At 38.6% G+C, this 20,926-nt stretch carries 21 protein-coding genes; 13 read left to right on the forward strand and 8 right to left on the reverse strand.

Going from position 1 to position 20,926, the window contains the following annotated elements:
* Positions 1–234 precede the first annotated feature (234 nt).
* Complete coding sequence (locus AA980_RS00710) at positions 235–1,140, reverse strand: nuclease-related domain-containing protein (RefSeq protein WP_024027515.1); 906 nt, start codon at positions 1,138–1,140, stop codon at positions 235–237.
* A gap of 251 nt (positions 1,141–1,391) precedes the next feature.
* On the opposite strand from AA980_RS00710, the gene AA980_RS00715 reads away from it, so the two are divergent.
* Positions 1,392–3,011: a long-chain fatty acid--CoA ligase gene (locus AA980_RS00715; protein WP_024027514.1), complete on the forward strand. Its 1,620-nt coding sequence runs from the start codon at positions 1,392–1,394 to the stop codon at positions 3,009–3,011.
* A gap of 139 nt (positions 3,012–3,150) precedes the next feature.
* A complete protein-coding gene (locus AA980_RS00720) occupies positions 3,151–3,942 on the forward strand; it encodes an enoyl-CoA hydratase (RefSeq protein ID WP_024027513.1) in 792 nt (263 codons plus the stop codon).
* A 30-nt stretch (positions 3,943–3,972) separates the two neighbouring features.
* On the opposite strand, the gene AA980_RS00725 is transcribed toward AA980_RS00720, so the two are convergent.
* Positions 3,973–4,158 carry a YhzD family protein gene (locus AA980_RS00725; RefSeq protein ID WP_024027512.1) on the reverse strand — a complete coding sequence of 62 codons (186 nt, stop codon included), beginning with the start codon at positions 4,156–4,158 and terminating at the stop codon, positions 3,973–3,975.
* Between the two features lie 122 nt (positions 4,159–4,280).
* Here AA980_RS00725 and AA980_RS00730 point away from each other — a divergent pair, with 122 nt between their 5' ends.
* The 6 genes from AA980_RS00730 to AA980_RS00755 all read left to right on the forward strand — a co-directional run bounded on the left by AA980_RS00730 (position 4,281) and on the right by AA980_RS00755 (position 12,324).
* Positions 4,281–5,180 carry an ABC transporter ATP-binding protein gene (locus AA980_RS00730; protein WP_024027511.1) on the forward strand — a complete coding sequence of 300 codons (900 nt, stop codon included), beginning with the start codon at positions 4,281–4,283 and terminating at the stop codon, positions 5,178–5,180.
* Positions 5,173–6,426 carry an ABC transporter permease gene (locus AA980_RS00735; RefSeq protein ID WP_024027510.1) on the forward strand — a complete coding sequence of 418 codons (1,254 nt, stop codon included), beginning with the start codon at positions 5,173–5,175 and terminating at the stop codon, positions 6,424–6,426. The genes AA980_RS00730 and AA980_RS00735 overlap by 8 nt, the downstream gene beginning before the upstream one ends.
* 287 nt (positions 6,427–6,713) lie before the next feature.
* Positions 6,714–7,934, forward strand: coding sequence for a metallophosphoesterase family protein (locus AA980_RS00740; RefSeq protein WP_024027509.1), 1,221 nt, complete (start codon positions 6,714–6,716; stop codon positions 7,932–7,934).
* Between the two features lie 17 nt (positions 7,935–7,951).
* Positions 7,952–10,954 carry an AAA family ATPase gene (locus AA980_RS00745; protein ID WP_024027508.1) on the forward strand — a complete coding sequence of 1,001 codons (3,003 nt, stop codon included), beginning with the start codon at positions 7,952–7,954 and terminating at the stop codon, positions 10,952–10,954.
* A 51-nt stretch (positions 10,955–11,005) separates the two neighbouring features.
* A complete protein-coding gene (gene yhaM, locus AA980_RS00750; protein WP_024027507.1) occupies positions 11,006–11,944 on the forward strand; it encodes a 3'-5' exoribonuclease YhaM in 939 nt (312 codons plus the stop codon).
* Positions 11,945–12,144: 200 nt separating this feature from the next.
* Positions 12,145–12,324 (forward strand): sporulation YhaL family protein, encoded by a 180-nt coding sequence (locus tag AA980_RS00755; protein ID WP_024027506.1) that lies wholly within the window; start codon positions 12,145–12,147, stop codon positions 12,322–12,324.
* 42 nt (positions 12,325–12,366) lie between these two features.
* On the opposite strand, the gene AA980_RS00760 is transcribed toward AA980_RS00755, so the two are convergent.
* Together AA980_RS00760 and AA980_RS00765 are read right to left on the reverse strand one after the other, a co-directional pair.
* Positions 12,367–13,224, reverse strand: coding sequence for a peptidylprolyl isomerase (locus AA980_RS00760; protein WP_024027505.1), 858 nt, complete (start codon positions 13,222–13,224; stop codon positions 12,367–12,369).
* A gap of 226 nt (positions 13,225–13,450) precedes the next feature.
* Positions 13,451–13,630, reverse strand: a complete 180-nt coding sequence (locus AA980_RS00765; protein WP_007084261.1) for a hypothetical protein — start codon at positions 13,628–13,630, stop codon at positions 13,451–13,453.
* Between the two features lie 197 nt (positions 13,631–13,827).
* On the opposite strand from AA980_RS00765, the gene AA980_RS00770 reads away from it, so the two are divergent.
* A complete protein-coding gene (locus tag AA980_RS00770; RefSeq protein WP_024027504.1) occupies positions 13,828–14,166 on the forward strand; it encodes a DUF1878 family protein in 339 nt (112 codons plus the stop codon).
* Positions 14,167–14,173: 7 nt separating this feature from the next.
* Here AA980_RS00770 and AA980_RS00775 read toward each other — a convergent pair whose 3' ends face one another.
* The gene (locus AA980_RS00775) at positions 14,174–14,749 is read right to left on the reverse strand and encodes an HTH-type transcriptional regulator Hpr (RefSeq protein ID WP_024027503.1); all 576 of its coding nucleotides are present in this window, start codon (positions 14,747–14,749) and stop codon (positions 14,174–14,176) included.
* A gap of 256 nt (positions 14,750–15,005) precedes the next feature.
* On the opposite strand from AA980_RS00775, the gene AA980_RS00780 reads away from it, so the two are divergent.
* The gene (locus AA980_RS00780; RefSeq protein WP_024027502.1) at positions 15,006–15,197 is read left to right on the forward strand and encodes a hypothetical protein; all 192 of its coding nucleotides are present in this window, start codon (positions 15,006–15,008) and stop codon (positions 15,195–15,197) included.
* 59 nt (positions 15,198–15,256) lie between these two features.
* Here the strand turns inward: AA980_RS00780 and AA980_RS00785 are convergent, their stop codons facing one another.
* Together AA980_RS00785 and AA980_RS00790 are read right to left on the reverse strand one after the other, a co-directional pair.
* The gene (locus AA980_RS00785) at positions 15,257–15,784 is read right to left on the reverse strand and encodes a tryptophan transporter (RefSeq protein WP_024027501.1); all 528 of its coding nucleotides are present in this window, start codon (positions 15,782–15,784) and stop codon (positions 15,257–15,259) included.
* Between the two features lie 148 nt (positions 15,785–15,932).
* A complete protein-coding gene (locus tag AA980_RS00790; protein WP_024027500.1) occupies positions 15,933–16,352 on the reverse strand; it encodes an HIT family protein in 420 nt (139 codons plus the stop codon).
* Between the two features lie 582 nt (positions 16,353–16,934).
* Here AA980_RS00790 and AA980_RS00795 point away from each other — a divergent pair.
* The 3 genes from AA980_RS00795 (at position 16,935) to AA980_RS00805 (ending at position 19,702) form a co-directional block, all read left to right on the forward strand.
* A complete protein-coding gene (locus AA980_RS00795) occupies positions 16,935–17,675 on the forward strand; it encodes an ABC transporter ATP-binding protein (protein WP_024027499.1) in 741 nt (246 codons plus the stop codon).
* Positions 17,668–18,879, forward strand: a complete 1,212-nt coding sequence (locus tag AA980_RS00800) for an ABC transporter permease (RefSeq protein ID WP_024027498.1) — start codon at positions 17,668–17,670, stop codon at positions 18,877–18,879. Before AA980_RS00795 ends, AA980_RS00800 begins: the two co-directional genes overlap by 8 nt.
* Before the next feature lie 100 nt (positions 18,880–18,979).
* Positions 18,980–19,702 carry an EcsC family protein gene (locus tag AA980_RS00805; protein WP_024027497.1) on the forward strand — a complete coding sequence of 241 codons (723 nt, stop codon included), beginning with the start codon at positions 18,980–18,982 and terminating at the stop codon, positions 19,700–19,702.
* Between the two features lie 20 nt (positions 19,703–19,722).
* Here the strand turns inward: AA980_RS00805 and AA980_RS00810 are convergent, their stop codons facing one another.
* On the reverse strand, positions 19,723–20,901 hold the full coding sequence (locus AA980_RS00810; protein ID WP_024027496.1) for an amidohydrolase: 1,179 nt from the start codon (positions 20,899–20,901) through the stop codon (positions 19,723–19,725).
* Positions 20,902–20,926 lie beyond the last annotated feature (25 nt).

Below are 20,926 nucleotides of genomic sequence, written 5' to 3' on the forward strand. Positions count from 1 at the left end.
TAAGGGGTATACCGAAACTGAGAAGGTCGTGCAATTTCGGTAGCTAATAAGGGGTATAAGCGACCGAAACTGAGAAGGTTGAGCAAATTCGGTAGCTTATAAAGGGTATAAGCTACCGAAACCGAGAAAGTCGAGCAAATTCGGTAGCTTAAAAGCGGTATAAGCGACTTAAACCGGGAAAGTCGTCCGAGTTCGGTCGCCAATAAGATAGCTTAGTATAAAAACAGCTCTTATTTACTCATAATAGGACCATTTCCCATAACCTACTTGTTTAAAGTTTTTCTTAAGAATCCGCCCAATCATTTTTTTGGATTCGATTATCTTACACCAATGATAAACTTCATTCGTAGTGATTTTTCTATTCGGAAAGAGGATCTTAATTTCCTCCACAATCCGTAAAACAGCCAATTCAATTTCCTCTTGGTGGTTGCATTTCTTACACACTATTTTATTTCTCCTGACAGACAGCGAACATGAACAACACGATGAACAAATTATCCTTTTCGGTATCTGATCATAATTATATCGAGGCAATTTTGTATTTAACGACTCAGTTTTGTGCAATGAAATTAGTTGGTTAGCAAACTTTTCATGGGTTTCATATAATCTAGATGGAACCATGTTCAATTTTTGCATAAAACGATTAAGTTGGGTTGGATAAACAATTGGATAGCTGCGTGGGGCTTGTAAAAGGGTCAGCTCGGGGTTGATATAGACCAAGTAAGCTTCAACATGGAAATGAACTCCGAGTTTTTGAAGTAATTGCCGGAATAGGGATTCACAACGTCTTAGCTGGAGCAAAGGATCCTTCGCTTCATCTCCATTTGCAAAATAAAGTTTCTCATTTTCATAGTAGTAATCGCCTTCGAAATTTTTCACATCAATTAGGTAAATCGTCTTTTGAAAAATGATACTTGTATCGATTTGAAATTCACTGTTGTTAACCTCAAGGAGCAAACCGTTTAAGACGAAACATTCATTCTGAAGTTTCTCGGTTAATAAATCAAACTTTAATTCTCCTTCAAAGCCTTTCTCAAGGTTTTTATAGTTCTTTTTTTCTTGCTGGGATAAAACCTCTCGCAAATTTAAAAGCCGCATAACGATCAATTCATTGGGTACCGGGCGGGGCATTTTTAGCATAATCCATCATCCTTTTTTATTTTTCATTCTAAATTAATTTTATAAAAGATTGCCTCTGTGGCAGATGTAAACTATGACTAATTTGTTAACATTTCTTTTTTCATTAAAGGAGTACAATCTGGCTTTTTTTAATGTTATAAAATTGTTCTTAATAAAGGATAATTCCATTCAATGTCGAATATATACATGGATTGTCCCAAACAATTCAATGGGGCAATAAAATGTTTTCATTAATGGAGGGGAATATAGCTATGATGCAAACGCCTTTAACGATGACGCAAATGATGGAAAGAGCGGAAAAGTATTTTCCAAAGAAACAGGTAGTATCAAGAACAGCAAGCGGCATACAGCGATTCACTTACAAACAAATCGCCGAAAGAACGAGAAGACTGGCCGACAGCTTATCAAAATTAGGGGTCACAAAAGGCGACAGAGTAGGGACATTAGCGTGGAATCATCACCGTCACTTAGAAGCCTATTTTGCCATCCCTTGTATGGGTGCCGTGCTGCACACCGTAAACATCCGGCTATCACCCCAGCATATTTCCTACATTATCAATCACGCAGAGGACAAGGTTCTCCTTGTTGACCCAGACATCCTGCCATTACTTGAAAGCTGTGCCGCTGAACTAAAGACCGTTAAGGCATTTATCATCATGACCGATGATAAAGAACTTCCAGAAACAATACTCTCCCCAGTCTATCATTATGAAAAACTATTAGCTGAAGCAAATCCGGACTATCACTACCCGGAAGATTTGGATGAAAACGATCCAGCTGGAATGTGCTATACATCGGCAACAACTGGAAATCCAAAGGGCGTTGTCTATTCCCACCGCGGAATTGTTCTCCATAGTATGGCACTAGGCCTTGCAGACAGTGCAGCAATAAGTGAAAAAGATGTAGCACTTCCTGTTGTACCGATGTTCCATGCCAATGCATGGGGAATGCCTTTTTCCGCCGTCTGGTTTGGTACATCGCTAGTATTGCCTGGACCGTATTTTACCCCAAAATTGCTAGCAGAGCTGATTGAGCAGGAAAAAGTTACCGTTACGGCTGGAGTTCCGACCATTTGGCTTGGCTTGTTAAAGGAACTTGACGAGGGCTCCTATGACCTGAGCAGTTTAAGAGGTGTTTTATGCGGCGGCTCTGCAGCACCGAAAGGGATGATTAAGGCATTTGAACAACGTCATAACATTCCATTCATGCATGCGTATGGCATGACGGAGACCAGTCCGCTCGTAGTCATTTCTACTCTAAAAAGCTACCAAGAAGAATTAGATTACGAGGAAAGATTAGAATTAAGAGCAAAGCAAGGAACGCTTGTACCGGGACTAGAAATAAAAATCTTAGGAAAAGACGGTGAAGTTGCCTGGGATGGCAAAGAAATGGGCGAATTGTGTATTAAAGGACCATGGATTGCCTCTGAATATTATAAAGATGAGCGAACCGAAGAGGCCTTCCGTGATGGCTGGCTCCATACCGGCGATGTTGTCACGATTGACGAAGAAGGGTTTGTGAAAATAGTAGACCGGACAAAAGATTTAATTAAGAGCGGCGGCGAATGGATTTCATCTGTTGATCTAGAAAATGCCTTAATGGCTCATGACTCTGTATTTGAAGCGGCAGTTGTGGCTGTTCCTCATGAACAGTGGCAGGAGCGTCCTTTCGCCTGCGTCGTTTTAAAGGAAGCCTATAAAGGAAAGACAACGAAAGAAGAGCTGTTAGAATTCTTAACACCACAGTTTGCCAAATGGTGGATTCCAGACGATATCCTGTTTCTTGATGAAATTCCGAAGACTTCTGTAGGGAAATTTCTGAAAATGACATTAAGGGATCAAGTGCAAAAGGAAGCACTAAGAAAAGGTTAGGAAATGGGGGCAAAGAGCTTTAAGTCTTTGTCCCTATTTCAATGGGAGGTAAAATTCATTATATTGGGAAAAGTGTTTTTATTTCATTCAGTCCCATTATATAATGGAATTGAATGAAGAAAGGGGGGGGGAGTTTGTCGTGTCAATCAATTTTGTTACGGATAAGGTGAATTTGAAAGTAGTTGGCCGTGTTGCAACGGTGGAGATGAACAGGCCGGATGCTTTAAACGCAATGGATACTGAAATGATTAAGGGGCTTGTCTGTAAGTTAAAAGAAATTGGGGAATCTGACGAGATTGATATTGTTGTGTTAAGCGGTAAAGGAAAAGCCTTTTCGGCAGGCGGGGATATTAAAACGATGCTTTCAAACATGAATGAGAGCGATTTCTTTCCAGTGATGGACTGTATTAGTGAATTGATTATTACACTTTACAGCATTCCGAAACTAACAATCAGCGCCATCTCAGGTGCAGCGGCAGGATTGGGATTCAGTCTAGCATTAGCAACAGACTATATCATTGCTGACAAAACAAGCAAACTGGCAATGAATTTTATCGGCATCGGTCTGATTCCTGATGGCGGAGCCCATTTCTTTTTGGAAAAAAGAGTTGGTGAAACAAAAGCAAAGCAAATTATCTGGGATGGAAAAATGATGGGTGCCGAAGAAGCACTAAAGCTGGGGCTTATTCAGGAAGTAGCTGAAGATGGTATTCAAGGGACGTTAGATGCTAGATTAACGGAATGGTTAAGCCGCCCTGTACAAGCAATGATTAAAACGAAAAAAATAATGGCAGAAAAGAACCGCCCACAATTGCTAAAAATACTAGAGTTAGAAAAATACGGTCAGCAAAAAATGCGGGAAACCCTTGATCATCAAGAAGGCATCAAGGCATTCATCGAAAAAAGAAAACCGAAATTCATCGGAAAATAAAACAACGAAGCCAATCGGCTTCGTTGTTTATTAAGAATGAAAAAGCAGCAGTTTACCGCTTGGTGAAGTGCAGCGGTGTGTCCGCTCTAATAAGTTTTTCTCTGATAATAGTTGTTCTCCTATCTTCTTAGCAGAATCATCATTTTCAGCTTGAAAGCTTTCATCTAAAATCTTTTCACCATTCGCTTCAAAGGCAGTTAATTTATACGTTTTCATTTCAATATCCCCTTTTTAATAGAATACTATTACTATTTTCACATAATTCGTTCAATTGTGCAAAAAGAAAATGAAACCTAAATATGTTATATTCGTATTAAAGTAAGAGAGGAGTGTGTGAAATGGTTCTTAAACTTGAACATGTCACGAAACGGTTTGGGAAATTTACCGCTGTAGATGATTTATCATTAGAGATTCCGGAAAAAGAAATGTTTGGTTTTCTAGGGGCAAATGGTGCCGGGAAAACGACAACATTTCGGATGATTTTAGGTTTGCTTGATTCGAGCGGTGGTCAGATTTCTTGGGATGGAAAGCCAATCAATTATTCCACCAGCCATTTGGTCGGCTATCTTCCTGAAGAAAGAGGCTTGTACCCGAAGCTAAAAGTCCGTGATCAAATCGTCTATTTAGCGAGATTAAGAGGGATGCCGAAGAGCGAAGCGCTGATTGAATTGAAAACCTGGCTTGAGCGCTTTAAAATCCCGGAGTATGAGAATAAAAAGGTTGAAGAGCTTTCAAAGGGAAACCAACAGAAAATCCAATTCATTGCTGCGGTTGTACATAAACCAAAATTATTAATTCTTGATGAGCCATTTAGCGGTCTTGACCCGGTAAACGTTGAAATGCTGAAGGAAGCCGTTATAGCCTTGAAAGAAAATGGAGCAACCATCGTGTTTTCGAGTCATCAAATGCACCATGTGGAGGAAATGTGTGAACATCTTTGTATCATGCATAAAGGAAGTCCGGTTGTGTACGGTGCATTAAAGGAAATCAAGCGCTCATTCGGAAAAAAGAATCTTGTTATCCATGCGGATTTTCCATTAGAATCTTTGGGGAATTTTCCCGGTGTCGTTAAGGCGAAATCGACAATGGAAGGAATTCAACTACAGATTGAAGGAGAATATGTTGCTGAAAAGATCTTGAAAGAGATTGTTGGAAAAGGATTTATTAGAAAATTCTCCCTTGAAGAGCCTTCTTTAAATGATATTTTTATTGAGAAAGTAGGTAATTCTTATGAATAGTTTCTGGATTATCTTGTTTCATACTTATTTAAATAAACTGAAGACTAAATCGTTTATTATCACGACCATCATCACAGTGGTGATTGTTTTAGCGCTGACAAACATTAATAATATCATCGATATGTTTGATAAAAATGGTGGGAAAGAGCAAGTAGCCGTACTCGATGAAACAGGTCAGCTGTTTGAGCCTTTTAAGAAGCAAGTGAACACCATTAACAAAGATATTAACCTTACACTTTACAAAAGCAGTGAAAAAGAGGCAGAAAAAGCAGTAGAAAAGGGCGATTTTAAAGGGCTCATTCAATTACGTTATAATAACGAGAACTTACCAGAGGCAACCTTTAAAGCCATGAGTATCGCGGATTCCTCCTTGTTTACTGACTTGCAGACTGGGTTGCAGCAATTGAAAACCATGCTTACTGCTTCTCAAATCAATTTGACTCCGGTACAACTGCAAAAGCTTTATGAACCAGTTTCTTTTGAAAAATTTGCCCTCGAGAAAAATGCAAAGACGGAAGAAGAACTTAACCAAGCCCGTGGCCTTGTCTATGTCTTGTTGTTTATTATTTATTTTTCCGTCATTATGTATGCTACTATGATTGCGATGGAAGTGGCGACAGAAAAGTCTTCACGGGTAATGGAAATATTAATCTCGAGTGTCTCACCGATTAAGCAAATGTTTGCAAAAATAATCGGGATTGGGCTTCTAAGTCTAACCCAATTAGCAGCGTTTCTAATCGTAGGTTACCTCTCGTTAACAAGAAATTTAGAATCACTAAAAGATGGATTTTTTGGTGTATATGGATTCAGCGATATCCCGATCGGAACAATTGTGTACGCGGTGATCTTCTTTATTCTCGGCTATTTCCTCTATGCGACACTTGCGGCCTTTTTGGGTTCACTTGTCAGTCGAATTGAAGATGTTCAGCAGATGATCACACCAATGACATTACTCGTTGTTGCTGGATTTATGATAGCTATGTTTGGTCTTGGGAAACCAGATGCAGCATTTATTACTATCACTTCTTATATTCCTTTCTTCACACCGATGATTATGTTTTTGCGGGTGGGAATGTTGACAATTCCTGCTTGGGAGGCGATTTTAGGGATTGCTATCTTGTTAGCAACCATTGCTGCTTTAGCCATATTTGGCGCCCGTGTCTACCGTGGCGGCGTCTTAATGTACGGAAAGTCCAACTCCTTTAAAGATATTAAAAAGGCGTTACAATTAACAAAGAACGAATAGGTTTGTTAGAGCTTTGCCAATAATGGTAAAGCTCTTATTTTATAATCATAATTAATATCTTTGAACTTCGATAACGGTCTAGCTCCAGCACCCAGCGGCTAGTGGACTTCGCTCTTCTCCCTACGATAAGTCAACATCGAATCTTGCGCAGCTCCGTGGTTCCTTTATCTCAGTCGAAGCGCTCCAGTCCATACGCCGCTAAACGGGTGCTTCCGCTTTTCGGTTAGAACGTGCATTCGTATTTCGAAAATGCTACAATTGAGAAAAGAGGATGAAAGGGAATATTTATGAAACAAATATCATTTATCCATGCAGCCGATTTGCATTTGGACAGCCCAATGGTTGGATTAAAACAATTGCCAGCAAACATCTTTGCGAGAATGAAAGAAAGCACCTTTACCGCGTTAAAAAAACTTACAGCAGCAGCGATTGCTAATAAGGTTGATTTTGTTATTTTAGCAGGCGATTTATTTGATGGTGAAGACCGGAGCTTGCGTGCGCAATCGCGTTTTCGTACCGAAATGCTTAAGCTCTCAGAACATGAAATTCCTGTTTATGTCGTCCATGGTAATCACGATCATTTAAACGGTTCGTGGGTTCACCTTGACATGCCTAAAAACGTGCATGTATTTCATAGTGAGGTAGAATCAAAGAGACTACAAACGAAAAGCGGAGAAATCGTCCATCTTTACGGCTTTAGCTATCCTACTCGGCATGTATTCGATAGAAAGATAGAAGATTATCAGATGCTTGCCGGGGCTGACTTTCATATTGGGATTCTCCATGGCAATGAAAGTTCCGGAACCGAGCATGATAACTACGCTCCATTTACAATCAAGGATTTACAGAAAAAAGATTTTGATTATTGGGCATTAGGTCATATCCATAAACGATGTATTTTGTCAGAAAATCCACCGATTATTTACCCTGGCAACATCCAAGGAAGGAATAAGAAAGAAACCGGGAGCAAGGGCTTTTATCATGTAACCTTGACAGATGTCGAAACCGAACTGGACTTTATTGAATCGTCTGATATTGTTTGGGAGGAGGTTACGGTTGATGCTGCTTCCGCGAATAGTTTTCATGACATTCTTCAATTATGCCAATCTACCATCCATAAACTTCGAAGAGACAAAACCGGAATCTTCCTAACACTTTTTTTAGAAAATATTCAGCTGGATAATGATCTCGAAAAGAGAAGCTTGGATAGCGAACTGTTAGAGCTGATTTTAGACGAAGAAAGAGAGGAGGATTCCTTTGTTTGGCTAGTCGGCTTAAATATCAAGGAAAGTCAGCAAATAGACAAAGAACAGTTGAAAATGGAAGCAAACTTTTATGCAGAACTTTTTGAGACAATCGAACATTATGATGATGTTAATTATACTCTAGCTCCGTTGTATGAACACCATTTAGGGAGAAAATATTTATCCCATTTGTCTGAGACAGAGCAGTTAGAGTTGATCGAAAAGGCGGAGAAATTGTTAATTACATTGCTTAATCCATCATAGGAAAGGGGGAGCAACGTTTGAGAATTGTTGAGATGCACATATACGGCTATGGGCAATTAGAGGATGTTAAAATTACAACCCTTGCCAATTTTCAAGTTTTCTTTGGTGAAAATGAAGCGGGCAAGTCCACGATAATGGCCTTTATCCATGGGATTTTATTCGGATTTCCAACTAGACTGCAATCAGAGCTGCGCTATGAACCAAAACATAGTACTAAGTACGGCGGCAAGATTAGAATTTATCATGAAGAGTACGGGTTTGCTGTCATTGAACGTGTTAAAGGCAAAGCCGCGGGCGATGTTAAGGTGTTCATGGATAATGGTAATATCGGAGACGAAGAACTTCTTAAAGAATTAGTAGCAAACTTTGATAAAAACCTATTTCAAGCGATATTTTCCTTTAATATCCATGGGTTGCAAAACATTCATCAAATGAAGGGTGAGGATATTGGTAAATTCCTATTTTCCGCAGGAACATTAGGAACAGAACGGCTATCAAAAACTGAATCGGCTCTGCAGAAAGAGCTGGATTCCCGCTTTAAACCATCAGGAAAGAAACCTATATTGAATGAAAAATTACAGGCACTTCATGAAATTAACAGTGAATTAAAAAAAGCGGCCGCAAAAAATAAAGAATATGAAAACCTAGTAGTAAAGAAAGAAATGATTCAACAGGAAATGCAGGAAACAAATAGCTTCCTTACGGAAATTCAGGAAAAATGCGAAAAACTGAATGAGTGGAAGAGAATAGAAACCGTTGTTAAAGAAGAAAAATGGACAAGGATGGAGCTAGACGAGCTTGGAGAAATTGAGTTCCCTGCCCGTGGGATTGAACGGATAGAAAAATTTAATCAGCTCATTCACCCGTACAATGCCGAGATTCTAAGCCTTACTGGAAGAATCGAAACCGTAAAGAAAGAGTTAGCAGCAATTCAGCCAGAGCCAAATTTTCTGGAAAATGAGCCTGCAATCTTAGCATTGCTTGATCAACTCCCGCTTTATGAGCAATTGAAGCTTGAGAAGCAGCAATGTGAAATGAAACTAGCGGAGGATAACGAAAAACTTTCCGTTACAAGCGAAAAACTTCATTTATCTTTGAAGGAAGAAGACATCTTTTCCATCAATACAAATATTTATATGAAAAACCAAGTTGAAATCATTTCACGGAAAAGACAAAAGCTGGCAGAGGCAAGGGAAGAGTTAGAGGATCGTTATCAAGAAGAAAAAAACCTATTGGAAGAAATAGAAAAAGAGGTTCGATTGGCAGAGCGTCAAGTTCTCCCTAAACAGGAAAGGGAACGGCTTGAGGAGCAAGTGGGTTACGGGAATGATAAGAAGAGCTTAGAATGGGAATTAAAGGCCTTACAAGATAAAGTTTCATTCATAGAAGAGGAAAATGAACGGGATAAGGCTGAAAAAGCAAGCGTTAAAAGGCAGAAAAAGTATCAGTTTTTTGTTTTTGAACTGATTTTTGCTGGGCTTTCATTGTATGGTTTGTTATCACAGAATTGGATTTTGTTCTTGTTAGGGGTGCTAGGCTGTATTGGAATGGTCATTTTTATGACGAAAAGCACGAAACATCCAAATAGTAAGAACATGGATCAAACACTTGATAGTTTAAGAGAAAAGGAAAGACAGTTAATTCAAAAACTACAAACTGCTGAATATGAAGATTTTACAAAACTCGAGAACCAATTATTGCTTGATAATCAACGGCTGGAAGAGCTGCAAATGTTAAAGTTCAAGTTAAAACAACAGCAATCCCAATATGAAAAGATAACGGCTAAATTTGCTGAATGGGAAATGGAGTCAGCGCAAAATAAAGAAAAACTGTTATCGATAAGCAGTGAATTACAAATACCTGAATATATCGCTACAACTTTTTTGCTGGAAGCTTTTGAACTAATTGAACAATATAAATCCATTTGCAGGGAGAAAAAGCAATTAAATACAAGACTAGAGCAAATCAATCAGCAGCAGACGAAATTAGAAGATGGACTGAAATCCTATGAAACCCGCTTTTTGCCTGAAAAAAGCTTAGATTTACACAATACGGCCTATCTACTGAGAAACAAACTTAAGGAAGAGCATGAAAAGCAAATTAAGACTCAAGAGAGACTGGAAAAGCTTGCCGGTCTTGAAGCAGATAGGAAGCAAAGGTCTCAAGAGCTAGAGCATTTAAAGGTAGAAAATAAAAAGCTCTTACATGCAGCAAAGGTGGAGACAGAGCAGCAATTCTATGAACTAGGTGCAAAAGCCGAAAAACAAGGAAAGCTTCTCGAAAGGCTCGAAACCATCCAAAGCCAGCTACAATACTCAATTCTTTCTGAACAGGATAGGGATGGCTTTTTATTGATTCATAACAGTGATGAATTAGTGATAGAATGTAATCAGGAAGCACAGCATTTCCAGGGAAAATTAAAAAGGCTTCATGAGGAGCAAGCATCAATTAACTATGAGATTCAAATACTTGAAGAAGGCGGCATTTATTCAGATATTCTTCATCACTACAAGCAGAAAAAATTTGAATTGGATGAAGCAGCGAGAGAATGGTCTGTCTATTGTCTAGCCCAGGAGCTCTTGTCTAGCACGATTGAAAAATATAAAAACGTTCACTTGCCAAGGATGCTTTTGAAAGCGGAAGAATACTTGTCCTTTCTTACTAATGGCAATTATCAAAAGATTCATCTCCAGCATTCAGGTCTTGGTTTCTTAGTAGAGCGTGAGGACCGGACGTTATTTGAAGCAAATGAACTTAGCCAAGCCACAACCGAACAATTATATGTATCGATTCGACTTGCCTTAGCGACAACACTTTATGAAAACTATCGATTTCCAATTATTATTGATGATAGCTTTGTCAATTTTGATGCAAAAAGAACACAAAAAGTAATTGAGCTTCTCAAAAGGCTAGAACATAATCAAATTTTATTTTTCACTTGTCATAGCCATTTACTTCCTCTCTTTCCAAAGGAGAATGTTCTAAGTTTAGCAAAAGGCGCTGTTCAGATAATTTCATAGAGTAATAGTTGGATATGTTATACTCTTAATAGTGGAAGGAGCGTGACTAGGTTGAGCAAAGGAATTTTAAATTATGATGTAGGATCACATGTGGAATTATATCTATTAATAAAAAGTTCTACAAAAGGGACTGCCAGTAATGGAAAACCATTTTTAACATTAATACTCCAAGATCAAAGCGGTGAAATTGAAGCTAAACTTTGGGATGCCAGTGAGGAAGACGAAAAAAGCTATGCCGCGCAAAATATAGTCAAGATACAAGGTGATGTACAAAATTACCGTGGGAAAAGTCAGCTCAAAATTCGTCAGATTCGAAAAACCGGTCCTTCTGACGGTGTGAAGCTAGAAGATTTTCTTGAGACTGCACCCCTAAGTCAAGAAGAGATGGTTGGCAAGCTGACCCAGTATATTTTTGAAATGAATAATTCTAATATCCAAAGGATCACTCGCCACTTAATCAAAAAGCATCAAAAGGCCTTTTTGGAATACCCTGCAGCAACAAAAAATCATCATGAATTTGTTTCCGGGCTCGCATATCACGTGGTAAGCATGCTTGACCTCGCCAAGGCGCTTGCTTTACTATATCCGAGCCTTGATAGAGACTTGCTGTATGCGGGTGTTATTCTGCATGATATGGGCAAGGTAATGGAATTATCAGGTCCGATTTCAACGGTCTATACAATAGAAGGAAATTTACTTGGACATATTACGATTATGATCAATGAAATTGGTAAAGCGGCAGAAGAACTAGGGATTGAAGGGGAAGAAGTTCTGATTCTTCAGCATCTTGTCCTTAGCCATCATGGAAAGGCAGAATGGGGAAGTCCAAAACCACCATTAATAAAAGAGGCAGAGATTCTTCATTACATTGATAACCTTGATGCAAAAATGAATATGCTTGACCGTGCCTTAGAAAGAGTGAAACCTGGTGAGTTTTCCGAGCGGATCTTTGCCTTGGATAACCGGTCATTTTATAAGCCTGTTTTTTAAAGAAAACTCGTCGATTGGCGAGCCGTTAGGCGAAGACAGAGACGTAGTTGCACTTATGCCTGATAGGAAAGTTACACTTTCCTATCGGCAATAAATAACCCTAAATGGGTTATTTTTTTTATCGAAAATGAATATTTTTGTAATAGTCGAATAAGTTGTAATAAAAAGTGGACAACCGCTGTTGAAGGGAGCAAGAGAAATTGACTATACCAATTTGGATTTATGCAGTTGTGGTTGGAATTGCTGTCAGTGCCCTAATGGCAATCAAAACAGGCAGGGAAGAGCGGCAGTTAGAGCTTGAAAACATTGAACAAGAAGGGGAAATTTATATCAAACGATTGGAGCAGGAAAAGGAAATGCGCCGCGAGGGAACAGAATAAAAAAAGGAGGGACTCGAGTAACAAGTCCCTCCTTTTCCACTTTTATTGTGCAGATTTTGATAGGTTAAGCGCATCTTTTAAGTCTTTGTCACTTACTTTTACATTTGCGTCTTTAAGTTCACGCTGCATTGCCTTATTAATGTCCTCGCTTGTTAATTTCTTTGATTTTAATTCCTTTTCAAGTTCTTTCTTCATTTCTGCAAATGGTTTTTTCTCTTTCTTCTCCGTTACTTGGATAATATGATATCCATGTTCTGACTTAACTGGAGCACTAATTTCATTAACCTTAAGAGCATATGCTGCCTTCTCAAATTCAGGAACCATTGCTTTAGGACCAAACCAGCCTAAGTCACCGCCATTTTGTGCAGAACCTGTATCTGTTGAATATTCCTTTGCAACTTCGTCAAATTTAGCGCCGCCGTCTAGCTTTTTCTTTACTTCATTTGCTGTAGCTTCATCCTTAACAAGAATATGGCGGGCTCTTATATCAGGATATGTATCATAATATTCCTTTAATTCTTCATCAGTTACCTTAACGTCTTTGAGTGCAGCTTGTTCTTGCATCATGCCAAGCTTCATCGTTTTCTTTAAATCATCTACGCCTTTATAGCCATATTGGGCAATGGTAGCGTCAAAATTTTCACCTAGGTCTTTTTTTAATTGATCAATTTTTTCATTTAATTCTTTATCCGTTACTTTGTATTTCTTGGAAAGAACTTTTTCAAATACAAGCTGCTGAAGGGCTTGGTCTCCGTACTTCTCCTTCATTGACTTGTATAGCTCATCTTGTGTAACATTTCCGGCTTTGCTTTCTGCAACCGTAGTAGAACCGCTTTGACCACACGCACCTAATGTAAGAACACCACCAGCTAATGTGAGGGCTAATATCCATTTCTTCATGATGAATCTCTCCTAAATAGTTAATTTCTTGTGAGTTAATTTGTCCACAATGTTTACTATAACATAAATGGGAACTACTGCAAAAATATAAGCAGCAGTAGTTTATTAAATTTTCACAACAGTATGTAACAGTATGTAATACAAACAAAAAGCGATGAGGCATACCCCATCGCTTCCGTTTTAGCGGATTGCTTGTAAAAGTATAAATCCAACTATAATTATTGGATTATGTATATAAAATTTCCAGATAGGAAGAGATCAGTAATATCGTGATTAGAACATTAATCGTACGAAACACTTTATGCTGGTTTTCTTCCGGGATTTCTTTTTGAATACAAAGAGAATTGGTCATTTTATTTACATAAAACAAGATAAAAATGGCAAAGACAATAAAAACGGAGATCATCAATGATTCCCTCCCTGTTGTACGTATTATTCTTTATACAATATCAAATATTACGGAAAAAAGATAGTTATTAAGAATGGAAGAATATAGAGTTTTTTAAAATGAATTTTTTGATTTTCAAAAAAAGGTTTACCCAAGCCTTTAAAAGGTTAATAATGAATTTAGGTTTTGTATCGGTTTGAAAAGAGGGTCATTGTATGAATGAACATGAATTGCTATTGGAAAGAATTAATCTTCTTGAATATCATCAGAAGCTATTAATAAAGCTGCTAAAAAACCCTGAGCTCAAATTTTATCAGTTAGTGATTGAAAATGGGATAACCAAGCAGGAAAAAGAAAAGTTTTATTATTTATGTGACGAATTGAGCATGAAATTGGAAAAACAAAAAGCGGAGGGGTATGTCTACTTTCAACCGCTTTTCGATGAATTGTCAGCATTTTTACCAACGGAATTGTCTATGAAAGAAGTAATAAATGCATGCCTCGTTCAGAATATCTATAAGCCTCTATTTTTGGAGTTAGCAAAATACTTATAAATAATCTTTAAGCAAGTTCTTGGTTTGTTTTTACTGCTTTTCTTAGTTTCCCGTTTTCTTCAGTAAACTCAGTTTCAATATTGTGGAAAGATCGCTCGAATATTCCCATGAAATCGTCACCATAAATATTGCGAACGATCGCCATCATTTCGATAATGTCCGGAAATTTTCCGTATAAATCTCGAAGTGGCAAAGCGCCAGAAAATGCTGCATTGCCATCAGGCTTATAGGTTTCTAATAGTTGAAGTAAAATCTCTTCCCCCTGGTCAGTAAGTTTAATGTACGTATTACGTTTGTCATTCTCCTTCTTGGAAAATTCCAATAAACCTCTCTCTTCTAACTTTTTTGAAAAATTAAAAGCTGTTGAGACATGCATAACGCCAAACTTGGCAACATCTGATATGGAAGCACCATTTAGATGGTAGGCAATCCAAAGGATATGATGCTCATTAATATTTAGATCAAAGGGCTTTATCCATTGCTGCCAGTCTTTCTCAATCGATTTCCATAAGGCTTTACTTAATTGTGCAATTCTCTGACTAAAGAGAAGCGCTTCCTTCATTGAATATTCTTTCTCCGTCATCCCTATTTTCACCTACTTTTACATTTCTCTATTATCATTATGCCAATAAAATAAAAATTAATAAAAATATAAATTCACAAAATCTTTAGAAATTGAAAAAATATTATGTTGAAGTTTAAATTTTCAGACCCTTTAGCTGTTAAATGTCCTATCCTCCTGGTTTTTAGGAGACAACTTGTTCATAAGAACGGACGGTGAAACATATAAATAGTTACAACGATTGTTCGAAATTTCTAATTCAGTAGGGGGATAAAAAATGAAGAGTATCACTGTGATGTTTTTTATCTTAGGTGTTATTCTGTTTTTGGGAACTTGTAAATATATTTTGGACTTAAAAAGACCTGGTGTTTATCCGCCTAAACAAGTCTTAAAGAAACGCGCAGCAGCATTAGCAGGTGGCGGAGGGATCTTCTTGCTGGCTGCTTTTATGCTGTCCTATTTTTTATAGAAAATTGAATTTAAGAAAAGAACCCAAAGGGGTTCTTTTCTTAAAAAGGATCCCGTGCATTATTTTTGAATGACGGAAGCTGGAGTTATTTTCGTTCTTTTAAAGATGGATTGAGCGATTGGATACAAAATAACCATTATTGCGGTGTTGAGTGCAATAGCTGGTAACACACCTGCTGCAAATAGGACGGCGAAAGATTTTGGCAATTCTGCAATGAAATAGGCAGATGCTAAAAATACTGTTCCTGAAACTAATGTTCCTAATGCTGATAAAACACCCACACTAACAATCGAGTTACGGTATTTTTTTAATGCTAGAAACAACCCGAAAAATACTAACGCAGTAATGGGCTTATCAATGATATTAGGAATTTGTCCGCCAGGGAACCCAGTCGTTAATGCAGATAAAACTCCGGTCACAATGGACAGAAGCAGGACACTTTTGATTTCTGGAACAAGAATAATCCCTAAAAACATCATTGCCAGCATCATATCCGGCTTAATTCCGAAAAAATTTGGTGTTACAGTGTGCAAGACTACCCCAATCCCGGCTAAAAGTGCTAAAATTACAAGGTTTTTCGTATTCATTTCTCATCTCTCCTCTGCTCTTCTAAGCAATTTTAGTTCCTCCCACAGTGCGCTCATTGCCTGTAGCGAAAAACCTACCATCATTATAACATATTAATATAATTTTAATAAAGATATAATTTTCAGATAATTATATACATCGTGAGAATTATAGCTGCTTATTAATAGCTGCTGCCATTTCCTGTAACATTTGCGCTGAATAATCACTTTGGTTATTTTTCCAGACGGCACCGAAACCATCACCTTTACCATAGCGCGGTATCAAATGCATATGGTAATGAAAAACAGATTGGCCCGCCTGTTCTCCGTTATTATTGATGGTGTTTAAGCCGATTGGCTCGAATTCTCTTTTTAAGGCATTAGCAATGGCAGGGACCACTTCGAATAGATTTCTAGCCATCTCAGGAGTTAATTCAAATAAATTCTCTTTATGTACTTTCGGAATGACGAGAGTATGACCTTTTGTAACCTGACTAATATCTAAAAAAGCCACGACATGCTCGTTCTCAAATACCTTTGCTGCAGGTATTTCCCCATTAACAATTTTACAAAAAATACAATCGCTCATGAATAACACAGCCCTTCTATTTGGTTTGTATTATTTTACCACAGGAGATGAAGAAATAAAAAAGAAAGAGACAGGATTCGTATAGAATCCTGCCCTCTCGAAGGGGATTGCTTCAAAGTGACGTTCAATTAGGAGTGTTCTTTGATAAACACCTCATTTTTCATAGAGTGTTTTTTTATAAAGAGACATCATTGTTCAAGCTGACCATCCCCTATATAGTTTTTATATGTTTTCCCAACTTATAAAAACGGGTCGCGATCTGCGGTAAACACCTCATTTTCCGTTTATTTTTTAAGATAAACAGTTGGTGTTGAACTCTAAATGGTTACCATGTACATTGTACAATACAACCATCCCCTTATCTGATACGATTTGGAAGCTAACTTATATTGAAATGTTATTGTCTTTAACAGACACCTCATTTCAAGTTTTGATGAATTTCTTCATCGAAGTAAGTTGTTTCCCCTTCGAATATTATGATGTCCGGTAGCGAAAGAAATATACAAAAAAAGTGAATTCCTATTTTTATTAATTGCATTTTGGTAAAATAAATAATAATCATGCTACGGAAGGACGTTGCCAATGTCTTTATTATCAATCGAAAATCTTGTTGGTGGATATACAAGAAACCCGGTCTTAAAGGATGTTTCCTTTGAAGTTCAGAATGGTGAGCTGGTCGGACTTATTGGTTTGAATGGTGCGGGGAAAAGTACGACGATTAAACATATCATCGGCTTAATGGGGCCGCACCAAGGGGCAATAAAATTAAAGGGGAAAACCTTTACCGAGGACAAAGAAGCCTATCGGCGATTGTTCACCTTTGTTCCAGAAACACCCGTTTTATATGAAGAACTGACACTTGAAGAGCATTTGCGGCTTACCGCTATGGCTTACGGTTTAGATGAGTCCACTTATAATGAACGCATTCCTCACCTGCTATCAGAATTTCGAATGGAAAAACGATTAAAATGGTTTCCGGCTCATTTTTCCAAAGGAATGAAACAAAAGGTGATGATTATGTGTGCCTTCCTCGTGCAGCCATCACTTTATATTGTTGATGAACCTTTTGTCGGCCTTGATCCGCTTGGGATTCAATCGCTGCTTGATTTGATGAAAAAAATGAAAGAAAACGGGGCCGGTATTTTAATGTCGACGCATATTCTGGCAACGGCGGAAAAGTATTGTGACCGTTTTATCATCCTGCATGAAGGAAAGATTCGTGCCAAAGGGACCCTAGTAGAGCTAAGGGAGCAATTCTCAATGCCTTCAGCTTCTTTAGATGATTTGTATATTCAATTGACGAAGGAAGAAAATTATGTTTGATGATAAAAAGCTTTGGAAGGAGCGGGCTGGCGGCCGCGTTAAGGATTTAGGAAGGTATTTACGATACATATTTAATGGGCACCTTGTGATTGTGTTGTTGTTTCTAATTGGAGCAGGCGCCTTTTATTACCAAGAGTGGTTAAAGACACTTTCGGCCGACTTCCCTGCCGAACTCGTAATCGCAATTCTAATCGGCATTTTGTTAACGTACAGCCCAGTTTATAATTTTCTCCTTGAAGCGGATCAAGTCTTTTTAATCCCGCTGGAAAATAAATTAAAGGGATACTTCCTGCGTTCCGGTGTAATAAGTCTGACGTTTCAAGGGTATATTCTCTTAATGGTTCTAGCAGTACTTATGCCGATGTATGCCCATATTAACAGCAGCGGCTTTCGTTTATTTGTTCCATACCTGGCTGTGTTGTTATTTGTCAAAACCTGGAATATGGCGGTTAATTGGAGAATCCATTATTTCGTTCAGCCTTCTGTATATAAATGGGACATGGTTGTCCGTTATTTTATGAATGCTGCCTTTACGTATTTATTATTAAAACAAGCTAACCTGCTATTCCTGTTGCTGATAGTTGTAGTAATGGCGTTTTATTACCGTTCATTTTTTGTTCGAACTAGAAATATGGGGCTCAAATGGGATATATTAATTGATGGGGAAGAGAAACGAATGGCTTCCTTTTACCGCCTCGCCAATATGTTTACTGATGTGCCGCAGTTAAAAGCTACAGTCAAAAGGCGAAAATGGCTCGATATTTTGATTAATCGGATAGCTTTTACGAAGGACAAGACCTATCTGTATTTATATTCACGTGCATTTTTGCGCTCATCGGATTATCTGGGGCTATTTATCCGCCTAACGGTCATTGGCGCACTGGGGATCTATTTTATTTCCTTTGGCTTGGGGCAGATGGTGCTTAGCGTTTTATTTTTATATTTAACGGGGTTTCAATTGCTGCCTTTATGGAATCATCATCAAAACAAGCTTTGGGTTGACTTATATCCAGTAGCTCCAAAAAGTAAAATCGCAGCTTTCCATAAGTTAATGATGATTATTTTATTAATCCAAACGGCAATTTTTGCTTTATTTATCCTAATTAAAGGTGAGATGATGATTGCACTGTTAGTTTTATTGGCAGGTGCTGTGTTTAGTTATTTATTCGTTTATCTATATAGTAAAAAACGGTTAAAAGTATAGTTGAAAATCTCCTTTCGTGTTGAAGGGAGATTTTTTTGAAACTTTTACGCGGATGCCATCGTAATGAAGGTTAATTTAATTTGGAGGGGAGTGGGATTATATGAACGAATATGAATTAAAGGTTTATCAGGAAGTTGAAGAATGGAAACGGAAAATATCGAGACGTTCAGGAATGATAAATCGCTTATCGAAAAAAGCCCAATGGAAAATTAATGGCTGGATTCCCGAGAAGGTTCATGAGGTATTGACGGAGAGCATAAAGGCAATGGTAAAAGCCACATTATTTGGCTCGCAGGCAACCACAACGAAGGATCAGGCACGCGGGTTAACGCTTTCTGAAAGAGATGAATTGGCACGCAGGAAAATTGCGGCCTATCAGAAGACAGCGGTGGTGGAGGGAGCGGGGACCGGCGCGGGCGGAATCTTACTCGGTCTCGCAGACTTTCCCTTATTACTCACCATAAAGATGAAATTTCTGTTCGAAGCAGCTTCCGTTTATGGTTTTAATACAAAGGAATATGAAGAACGTTTATTTATTCTCCATGTTTTTCAGCTTGCTTTTTCAAGTAATGAAATTCGCAGAACTACATTAGCCGATATTGAAAACTGGGAAAGCCGCAAGCATGACCTGGTTGAAATGGATTGGCGAAAGTTTCAGCAGGAATATCGGGATTATATTGACCTTGCGAAGCTATTCCAGCTTGTCCCTGGTATTGGTGCGATTGTCGGTGCCTATGCCAATAACAATCTTTTAAAGCAGTTAGGGGAAACCGCAATGAACTCCTATCGCCTGAGGCTGCTGCAAAAATCCCCTGAACTATGAAAAGGTCAGGGGATTAAATATTATTCTTTTCCGTGAATGTTAATTGCTGCTGTGCCAAGCGTTTTTGCGGCAATTAGCATCGCATTTTCATCGATATCAAATTTTGGATGATGATGTGGATAACCTTGCGAATTATCAAGCGGTTTGGCTCCGGTGAAAAAGAATGTTCCCGGCACCTTTTCTAAATAATAGGCAAAATCCTCGCCGCCCATTTGCAGCTCAGTTTCCTCGATTGTTTTCACCTCAGCAACCTCACGAGCGCAGGCAATTAAAAACTCAGTTTCCTTTGCATGATTAACTACTGCTGGGTACCCTCTGACAAAATCATAGTTATAGGCACAGTCGGACGTAAAACATGTACCATGGATGACGCGTTCAATTTCCTCCTCAATGAATGTTCGAACCTCTTCATTAAAGGTCCGGACGGTTCCAACAAGCTTTGCCTTATCTGCAATGACATTGAAGGCATTTTGCGCCGTAAAGGAGGCGACCGTAACGACAGCAGATTCCACGGGATTGACTCTGCGGCTGACGATTTGCTGGAGATTTACTACAAGCTGTGAGGCGGTTAGAATCGCATCTTTTGTTTTATGAGGCTGTGCCCCATGTCCGCCTTGGCCTTGAATTTCAATTTCAAAGCGGTCTGCCGCCGCCATAATAGGGCCTATTCGATATTGGATAGTTCCAGTCGGTTCGCCTGCCCATAAATGGGTGCCGAATATGACATCGACTCCATCTAAACAGCCGTCCTCAATCATTGGTTTCGCCCCGCCGGGTGCATATTCTTCCGCGTGTTGGTGAATAAAGACGTATGTGCCTTCAAGCTCGTCTTTAAGTTCATTTAATGCTTTAGCGAGCAAGAGAAGTGTTGCCGTATGCCCGTCATGGCCACAGGCATGCATAACGCCAGGCACCAATGACTTGTAGGGAACATCTTTTTCATCTTGGATGGGCAATGCGTCAAAGTCTGCTCGCAATGCAACCGTTTTACCCGGCTTGCTGCCATATACTCGTGCGACAACGCCATTGCCGCCAACCTTACCTTTTACTTCTATATTCAGCTTTTCATAAAAGGATTGGATAAATTTCGCAGTTTTATCTTCCTGAAAGGAAAGTTCTGGATGCTGGTGCAGGTATCTGCGGATAGCAACCATATCTTCATAGGATGCTTCTAATTTAGAAAACAACTTTTCTAGCATTTATAATCCCCCCGCCTCTTTTAAA

Origin of the sequence: Neobacillus vireti, assembly GCF_001026695.1 — a bacterium.
Taxonomy (GTDB): domain Bacteria; phylum Bacillota; class Bacilli; order Bacillales; family Cytobacillaceae; genus Neobacillus; species Neobacillus vireti.